Genomic DNA, 7,822 nt, shown 5'->3' on the forward strand with positions numbered 1-7,822 from the left:
CGTTCTCACGTTAGTAGATGTGTGTCTACTAAGGGAGCGGTTCATGAACAGGCTTCTCAGGTGGCTGCTGCTCGTCATGGGAGTCGCGTCGATAGCGATCGGCGCCGCTCATCTCGTCGCCGGTGCCGCCTCTGTACCGGGTGAGAGCTTTGCCGACGCGACCGTCGACAGCAGGGAACGGTTCTACGGTGCGATCTTCCTGGGGTACGGCGTGGCCCGGGTGTACGCGGCTCGGCGGTCTCGGCCGACTGCTGTCCATCCTCGTGGAAGACAGCCGGTCGTCATCAACGGCAAGCCGACGCCGCGTGAGTCCCCTGTGTTCCACTCACGCCAGCCCGCAAGCGTAGGCCTGCTCGCCTCGGCAGGTCTGGCAGCCCTGTCGGCTGGCGCCGACTCCCCGTCAGGCCCGTTATCGGAGGCGAGATGAAGGTCGTGATAGCAGGCGGGACCGGCCAGGTGGGAACGGTCCTACGGCGCGCCCTGACACCACCCGACCATCAAGTGGTGGTCCTGACCCGGCATCCTGCCCACGTCGGCGAGGTCGGCTGGGACGGACGGACCTTGGGCCACTGGGCGAAGGAGATCGACGGTAGCGACGTCGTGGTGAACCTCGCCGGGCGGAGCGTCAGCTGTCGGTACACCCAGGCGAACCTGCGGGAGATGATGGACTCCCGCGTGGATTCGGCCCGTGTGGTCGGCGAGGCCGTGGGGGCGGCCCGTCGCCCGCCGCGTGTCTGGCTGCAGATGAGTACCGCCACCATCTACGCCCATCGTTTCGACGCGCCGAATGACGAGCGGACCGGCGTCATCGGTGGCGACGAGCCGCACGTGCCGGGCTATTGGGCCTTCAGCGTCGACATCGCCCGGCGCTGGGAACAGGCGCAGCGGGAGGCAGACACTCCGAAGACACGGAAGGTGGCCCTGCGCTCGGCGATGGTGATGAGTCCGGATCGGGGTGGAGTCTTCGACGTCCTGCTGTGGCTGGCGAGGATGGGGCTGGGTGGTCCGGTCGCCGGCGGTGCCCAGTACATCTCGTGGATTCACGACCGCGACTTCGTCCGGGCCGTCGAGTTCCTGATCGACCGGGAAGAGCTCATAGGGGCGGTGAACCTGGCCGCTCCCGAGCCCCTTCCACAGCGTGAGTTCATGCGCGTTCTGCGCAGCGTGTGGGGCAGGCCGGTGGGGTTGGCCGCCACGAAGTGGATGGCGGAGATCGGTGCCTTCGCGCTGCGTTCGGACACCGAACTGCTGCTCAAGAGCCGTCGCGTCGTTCCTGGGCGCCTACTGGAAAGCGGCTTCTCCTTCGCATACGGACACTGGCCGCAGGCAGCCGCGGAGCTGGTGCCCCGGGTGCGCCACAGATGAAAGCTTCTCTCACGGGGCGGCTTCGCGTACGGGACTATGAGCAGATACTGGACCTCGTGGTGGCGATCCTTGGAAGCACCGACCCGGAGTCGACATGGCCGCTGATCACCAAACACTTGCGGGAAGTCTTCGACTGCGCCGGGGTGACGATCTCCAGTCTGAACACCGCTGAGCGCGTCCTTCGGGCGGAAGCCTGGGCACCGGAATCCCACGGCCCTATTGCCTCGGACTTCATCGAACGCTATCCCACTCCGGACCAGCACCCCTTGACCCTCCACGTGGCATCGGGCGGCACGAGCCCGGTCATTCTGAGCCGCATCAGCGAGAGATGGCGGCATTCTCCCTGGTACGACTTGGCCCGGGAGACCGGCGGCGGGGAACAACTCGGCCTGCCCACCCCCGGCGACCCGCAGGCGCTGCGCTCCCTCGTCCTGAGGCAGGAGAACGAGTTCACCGACCGCGACCTCGCCCTGGCGACCCGCATCCAGCCCCTGATCCTGACCGCGGACAGCCAAGCCCGCGAGCTCCGCCGCCTCCACGCCGCCACACCACTTTCCGTTTCCACCGTGCACGACCTGACGCCACGCGAGCTGACGGTGCTGGGCCTGCTGGCGGAGGGCCTGACGACCCAGGGCATCGCCCGCCGTCTGCTCATCTCCCCGCACACCGTCAACCGTCACCTCGAGAAGGTCTACCGGAAGCTCGGCACCAACAACCGGGTCTCCACCGTCCTGCTGGCAAAGCAGCACGGGCTGGTGCCCTGAGTGGAACGTGGCCCCCTGTGCCGGGTACCGATCTCCCCGGCTGCCCTGAGGAGGCACACGGCACACGGGCTCGTCCACCCACACCGACAACGCCACGGTGCTACCAGCGGGCGGCCAAGGAGTGGATCAGCGGCGGCACGATCGGTTGACGAGTTCTTCAAAGGTTCTTCATCACTTGCATCCTAGGGTCGGTCTGCCCATCGCACTCACGGACCGGTTCCAGTAAGGGAGCAGGGGGGACCTATGAGACGAGATCAGGCGTTGCTGGCCGTGGCGGCTTCGGTTGCGGCCTTCGGGCTGGCCGGCTGCGGCAGCGACGACAGCGCGAAGGTCCCGACGGCTGCGGGCGGTGCCACGTCCAAGGCGTCCGGCACGACAAGCGGGCAGGGCGGCGGGGGTGACGTGGCCGCGTATGTGAAAGCTCAGCGTGAGTACGCGAAGTGTCTGCGGGAGAATGGGGTCGACGCGCCGGACCCGGATGCCAAGGGGAACCTCGACTTCGGTGACGGTGACCACGTGCGCGCCCTGAAAAGGGACCCGAAGTTCCGAACCGCCTCGGCGAAGTGTGCTCCAAGTCTGTCGGCCGTCCCCGAGAGCGTCGAGAAGAACAACCGGCCGAAGCTCTCCCCCGAGCAGATCAAGACGATGCGCAAGTACGCCGAGTGCATGCAGAAGAACGGCGCCCCCGACTTCCCCGACCCGGGCGCTGACGGGTTCGGGGAGGGCCGGTGGGATCAGAGCTCGGCTGCCGCGCAACGGGCCCTGCGGCTTTGCGGGCCGATCGCCGGCGCTCCGACGAACCCGGGCCCGGGTAAGGGCTGATCGTGGCCGAGTCCGTTCCGCATCCCGATGACCGTCCCGGGACACCACTCGCGCCGTCACGCACCCTCCGAGTGCGGCGTGCGGTGTTGATCTGCTCCGTCGTGGCCGTCGTGGCGACGGTCACACTGGTCGGCGCCCTGGGGTTCGGTGGAGGCAAGGACAAGCATCCAGGCGTACCATCCCGAGCCGGCTCGTTCGTCCCGGTCACCCGGGCCACCGTGACCGAACGGACCAAGGTTGACGGGCAGTTGGGGTATGGCGCGGAAGTCCCCCTCCTGGTCAAGGCGACAGGCACCGTGACCTGGCTGCCCGAGCAGGGGACGTTGGTGGAACGCGGCGGCGTGCTCCTACGAGTCAACGACCGCCCAGTGGTCCTCCTGTACGGGAGCCTGCCCATGTACCGGGACCTGCGTCCGGCTTCCCGTGATTCCGGCCGGCACCAGGAAGCCGACCAGGGGGCCGGCAAGGAGCGGCAGGACGGCGCAGCCGGCGCCGCGGCGGGCTCTTCGCCGGCGCCGGGGGGTGCCGAGGGTGGGGCGTCGAGTACCGGGGCCGGTGCGCTTGGGGAGGTGAAGGGCTCGGATGTCCTGCAGTTCCAGACCAACCTGGCAGCGCTCGGGTTTACGGGATTCGCGGTGGACGGTATGTTCACCGCCGGCACCGCTCAGGCGGTCAGGCGCTGGCAGAAGTCGCTCGGGCTGCCCCAGACCGGCACGGTCGGCGTCGGGGACGTCTTCTACTCCGCAGGCAAGGTACGCATCGGCCATGCGGGCGTTCGGCTCGGCGCGCCTGTCGGCGAAAACGCTCTGACGTACACCGGAACGGCCCGCAATGTCGTCGTCAACGCATCGGCCGCAGACGCCTCCTGGGCCGTGCGCGGCGCTCCTGTCCGGGTCCAGCTGCCCGACGGCGCATCCGTGAGGGGCGAAGTGGAATCGGTGGGGAAGCAGGTGACCGCGCCCGAGAAGGGCGAGGGCGGCTCGGGGCAGGTCCCCACGACGGTGCCGGTGTCCGTCACCATCCGGGACCAGAAATCGCTGGGGAGGCTGGAGAGCGGCCCCGTCACCGTCGAGTACGTGGGGCGGGAGGCCAAGGGCGTGCTGACTGTTCCCGTCGCAGCGCTCGTCGCGCTCGCGGAGGGCGGCCACGGGCTGGAGACCGCGGACGGAACCTTCGTGGCCGTGAAGACCGGGCTGTTCGCGGATGGCAGAGTGGAAGTGAGCGGCCCCTCGGTCCGCGAAGGCCTGAAGGTGAGGGTCCCGGAGTGAGCGACAGGCCTGCGGCGGTCGTGGAATTCGACGCCGTCTCCAAGATGTACCGGGGCAAAGTGGCCGCGGTCCGTGAGGTGAGTCTGCGGATCGGGCGCGGGGAACTGGTCGGCGTGGTCGGCCCGTCGGGCTCCGGCAAGTCCAGCATGCTCAACCTCATGGGCAGTCTTGACCGGCCCTCCTTGGGTCGCGTCCTGATCGAGGGCCACGACGTGGCGAAGTTGTCCGATCGCGAGGTCTCCGCACTACGGGCCACCCGGATCGGCTTCGTCTTCCAGCAGTTCCATCTGACGGCCGGCGTTCCGGTCCTGGACGCGGTAGCGGACGGCCTGCTCTACGCGGGCGTCCCGATACGCCGCCGCCGCGCCGAGGCGGCGGCCGCGCTGGCCAGGATCGGGCTCTGCCATCGCGTCCGCCATCTGCCGCACCAGCTCTCCGGCGGCGAGCGGCAGCGGGTCGCGATCGCCCGCGCGGTGATCGGCGAGCCCTCGGTCCTGCTGGCGGACGAACCGACCGGAAATCTGGACTCCGCGTCGGGAGCGAGCGTCCTGAGCCTGCTCCGCGCTCTGCAGGCGTCCGGAACCACCGTAGTGATCATCACTCACGACCGTGAGATCGCGGCCGGGCTGCCTCGCCGCCTCGAGATGCGCGACGGCCGGCTGATCAGTGATACGGCACAAAACCCTACGACCGGGACGTCCCGTTGAGAGGCGGAAGGGCGAACTCCCCCCGGACGGGAACCGAGCCCGCCGATTACGTCCGCGATGTGCCGTCCGGCCCCGCCCGCGGCCGGTCACAGCCGAGGGCAGCGCGTCTCGGGCCCGCCGATGTCATGCGGCTCGGCGGCGCCGGCCTCCGGGCACGCCCCGTACGCGTCGTTCTCTCCGCCCTCGGCATCGCCATCGGCGTCGCCGCCATGATCGCGGTGGTCGGCATCTCGGCCTCCGGCCAGGCCGAAGTGGACCGCCGGCTCGACGCGCTCGGCACCAATCTCTTACGGGTCGCCCCCGGCCGGTCCCTCACGGGCGACAAAGCCAGACTGCCGTATGAGGCTGTCGCGATGATCCGTCGGATCCCACCGGTGCGGCAGGTCGCGGCCACCGGCGCGACCGATGCCCACGTCTACCGCAACGAGCACATCGCCACCGGCCGCACCGGCTCCCTGAGTGTCCTCGCGGCCGACACCGACCTCCTCCCCGCCATCGGCGGTCACCTCCGCACAGGCCGCTGGCTGGACTCCACCCTCGAGCGATACCCGACGGTCGTGCTCGGTGCCACCGCCGCCCAGCGACTGGACGTGTACACCCCGGGAACCCGGGTCTGGCTCGGCGGCCGCTGGTTCTCCCTGGTCGGCGTGCTCGAGCCGGTACCGCTCGCGCCGGAGATCGACAGCGCGGCCCTGATCGGCCGACCGGTGGCCCGCGCATATCTCCGCTTCGACGGTCACCCGTCCACGGTCTATGTCCGAACCGAGGACAGCCAGGTCACAGCGGTCTGGACGGTACTCCCGGCCACGGCACATCCAGAGAAACCGGGCGAGGTGCGCATCTCGCGGCCCTCCGACGCCCTCGCGGCGCGCGAGGCCAGCGAATCGACGCTGGCCGGGTTGCTCATCGGCCTCGGCGGAGTCGCCCTGCTCGTCGGCGGCGTGGGAGTGGGCAACACCATGATCATCTCGGTTCTGGAGCGGCGTCCCGAGATCGGCCTGCGCCGGGCGCTCGGGGCGACCAGGGGCCAGATCCGCACCCAGTTCGTGACGGAATCCCTGCTCCTGTCACTCATCGGCGGTCTCAGCGGGGCGGTCCTCGGGACGCTGATCACCTCGGGCTACGCCCTCAGCCGCGACTGGCCGACAGTGGTCCCGGCATGGGCAAGCGCGGCGGGCACCGGCTCAGCCCTGGCCATCGGCATGATCGCCGGACTGTATCCGGCGGTCCGGGCGAGCCGGCTGTCGCCTACGGAGACACTGTCCGGCACCTGAAACAACCGGCACCTCGGGACGAGCCGCCGCAAGCGTCCGCCGCCGGCCCTTCGCCCTCACCCGCCGCCGACATGACGCGACATACCTGAGGCGGCCCCTGCCCGGACCGCCTCAGTCAGCGCGTCACCTCGATGGCCTCAGCCCGACCGGCGGGGCGCTAGAAGCCACAGCTATATGTGGTGCCCCCGTCGCTCAGCAGATCGTCACGCACCCAGCCCTCAGTGCCCTTGGAGGCGTTCTCCAGGTACGTCCAGGTGTAGCCGTCGTTGCCTCTGGTGTAGCAGCGGTAGTTGAGCCAGTCACCGCTGTAGGCGATGCCCATGACGGTGCAGCTGGTGCTGGATCCGCTGCGCACGTTGGCGCCGTTGGCCGTCTGGACGAAGGGGTTGTGGTCCTGGTTCGTGCCCCGTGCGCCGCACGGCGCGTGCGCGGCGGCCGGGGTGGGAAGAGACAGCGGAACGGCCAGGGCGATGGCCGCGACCGCGGGGACAAGCGCTGCTATGCGACGTTTCATTTCTGAACCCCCACAGTGTCGTTGCGGAAGCACATGGCCCGGATACCGGACGGCACCGGGATGAAAGCCAGAAGCCTCGCCTCACGCAGATGCGAGTGGCATACGCAACGATTGCCGTCCGGCAAAGCTAAAGAAAGGATTCCGCACACGCCTGACCACTTTTCACGCCCAAGCGACCGAAAGACCCACAAGCGGCTGAAAGCCTCACCAGTGAATATGCGCCACTTCCTGGATATGCAGATCGGCGCCACCCTGGGACGATCGACATCGTGTCCCGCCAGGCATCCCGTAGCCCGGGAGAACCATGGGAAGGAGTCACCTTGAGCATATGTGCGCCGACGGCCGCGGCGGTGTTCGCACCGGCAGCCGGAACGGACCTCGCGCGGACGGTCGCAGCGGGTGGGGCGCGATGAGCTTCCGGCTCCGGGTTCTCGGCCTGCTCGCACTCGTCGCGATGGCCGCCACCGCTGCCACCGCCTGGCTGACCCTACGCCAGGCCGACCATCAGGTGCGGCAGAGCGTCATGGCCGGCCAGGAGGAGGTCTCCCGGATCACCAGCGAACTGCGCTCATACGGTTTCGCACACGGCACCTGGGACGGGCTCGCGCCGACGGTGAGTGCACTCGCGAAGGAGACCGGCCAACGCATCCGGGTCGCCACGGAGACCGACGTCCTGCTCGCAGATTCCGACCCCCTCACCGGCCGCGATCCCCGCGCACCGAGCAGCCGGCCCCCGGTCCTGGTCGACCCTCGCCCCGTCCTGCGCTTTCCCCGCACCCAGGCACCGAGGATCTCGGTGAAACTGACCGCCCAGGCGATCACGAGCTATCGCTCCGCAACCGCCTACGCGGCCTGCCTGACACGCGCAGGGGCCAACGTGACGGCCCAGCCGGACGACATTGGCCTCCCCCGGATCAGTACGGACCGCCGACTCCCGAAATGCGAGGAACCGCATGAAGAAACGAAACCCCCGGCACAACCAGATCTCGACGCGGCCCGACCGTGCGAATCCGAGCCGCACTTCACCACATGTCTGCAACGAGTATTCAACGAACGAGCCGGCCCAGCCGCCCCGCCACGCCTGACGATCCACCTCGGCGCCCAGAAC

The 7,822-nt window shown here is 69.1% G+C and carries 8 protein-coding genes and 1 pseudogene; 8 read left to right on the plus strand and 1 reads right to left on the minus strand.

What is annotated here, in order from left to right; all coding sequences use genetic code 11:
- Positions 1-43: 43 nt before the first annotated feature.
- From K6I33_RS05265 to K6I33_RS05295, 7 genes are all read left to right on the plus strand, one after another.
- The gene (locus K6I33_RS05265; protein WP_229348514.1) at positions 44-427 is read left to right on the plus strand and encodes a DUF4345 domain-containing protein; all 384 of its coding nucleotides are present in this window, start codon (positions 44-46) and stop codon (positions 425-427) included.
- Entirely contained in the window at positions 424-1,365 is a 942-nt protein-coding gene (locus K6I33_RS05270) for a TIGR01777 family oxidoreductase (protein ID WP_229348515.1), read from the plus strand. Before K6I33_RS05265 ends, K6I33_RS05270 begins: the two co-directional genes overlap by 4 nt.
- A complete protein-coding gene (locus K6I33_RS05275; RefSeq protein WP_229348516.1) occupies positions 1,362-2,129 on the plus strand; it encodes a response regulator transcription factor in 768 nt (255 codons plus the stop codon). Before K6I33_RS05270 ends, K6I33_RS05275 begins: the two co-directional genes overlap by 4 nt.
- Positions 2,130-2,372: 243 nt before the next feature.
- Positions 2,373-2,951: a hypothetical protein gene (locus K6I33_RS05280; protein WP_229348517.1), complete on the plus strand. Its 579-nt coding sequence runs from the start codon at positions 2,373-2,375 to the stop codon at positions 2,949-2,951.
- Between the two features lie 2 nt (positions 2,952-2,953).
- Positions 2,954-4,219, plus strand: coding sequence for a peptidoglycan-binding protein (locus tag K6I33_RS05285; protein WP_229348518.1), 1,266 nt, complete (start codon positions 2,954-2,956; stop codon positions 4,217-4,219).
- Between the two features lie 44 nt (positions 4,220-4,263).
- Positions 4,264-4,926, plus strand: a complete 663-nt coding sequence (locus K6I33_RS05290; RefSeq protein ID WP_229348520.1) for an ABC transporter ATP-binding protein — start codon at positions 4,264-4,266, stop codon at positions 4,924-4,926.
- Positions 4,927-5,051: 125 nt separating this feature from the next.
- Complete coding sequence (locus K6I33_RS05295; protein WP_229348519.1) at positions 5,052-6,200, plus strand: ABC transporter permease; 1,149 nt, start codon at positions 5,052-5,054, stop codon at positions 6,198-6,200.
- A gap of 157 nt (positions 6,201-6,357) precedes the next feature.
- Here the strand turns inward: K6I33_RS05295 and K6I33_RS05300 are convergent, their stop codons facing one another.
- The gene (locus tag K6I33_RS05300) at positions 6,358-6,714 is read right to left on the minus strand and encodes an SH3 domain-containing protein (protein WP_189450727.1); all 357 of its coding nucleotides are present in this window, start codon (positions 6,712-6,714) and stop codon (positions 6,358-6,360) included.
- Between the two features lie 409 nt (positions 6,715-7,123).
- Here K6I33_RS05300 and K6I33_RS05305 point away from each other — a divergent pair.
- Positions 7,124-7,822: pseudogene (locus K6I33_RS05305) on the plus strand (two-component sensor histidine kinase); the annotation flags it as partial.

It is taken from the genome of Streptomyces sp. UNOB3_S3 (assembly GCF_020740895.1).
Classification (GTDB): Bacteria; Actinomycetota; Actinomycetes; order Streptomycetales; family Streptomycetaceae; genus Streptomyces.

Bases quoted from the DNA above. Each gene is read 5' to 3' on its own strand.
- K6I33_RS05300 (WP_189450727.1), bottom strand. From the start codon at position 6,714: ATGAAACGTCGCATAGCAGCGCTTGTCCCCGCGGTCGCGGCCATCGCC.
- K6I33_RS05270 (WP_229348515.1), top strand. From the start codon at position 424: ATGAAGGTCGTGATAGCAGGCGGGACCGGCCAGGTGGGAACGGTCCTA.
- K6I33_RS05295 (WP_229348519.1), top strand. From the start codon at position 5,052: ATGCGGCTCGGCGGCGCCGGCCTCCGGGCACGCCCCGTACGCGTCGTT.
- K6I33_RS05290 (WP_229348520.1), top strand. From the start codon at position 4,264: ATGTACCGGGGCAAAGTGGCCGCGGTCCGTGAGGTGAGTCTGCGGATC.
- K6I33_RS05265 (WP_229348514.1), top strand. From the start codon at position 44: ATGAACAGGCTTCTCAGGTGGCTGCTGCTCGTCATGGGAGTCGCGTCG.
- K6I33_RS05275 (WP_229348516.1), top strand. From the start codon at position 1,362: ATGAAAGCTTCTCTCACGGGGCGGCTTCGCGTACGGGACTATGAGCAG.
- K6I33_RS05280 (WP_229348517.1), top strand. From the start codon at position 2,373: ATGAGACGAGATCAGGCGTTGCTGGCCGTGGCGGCTTCGGTTGCGGCC.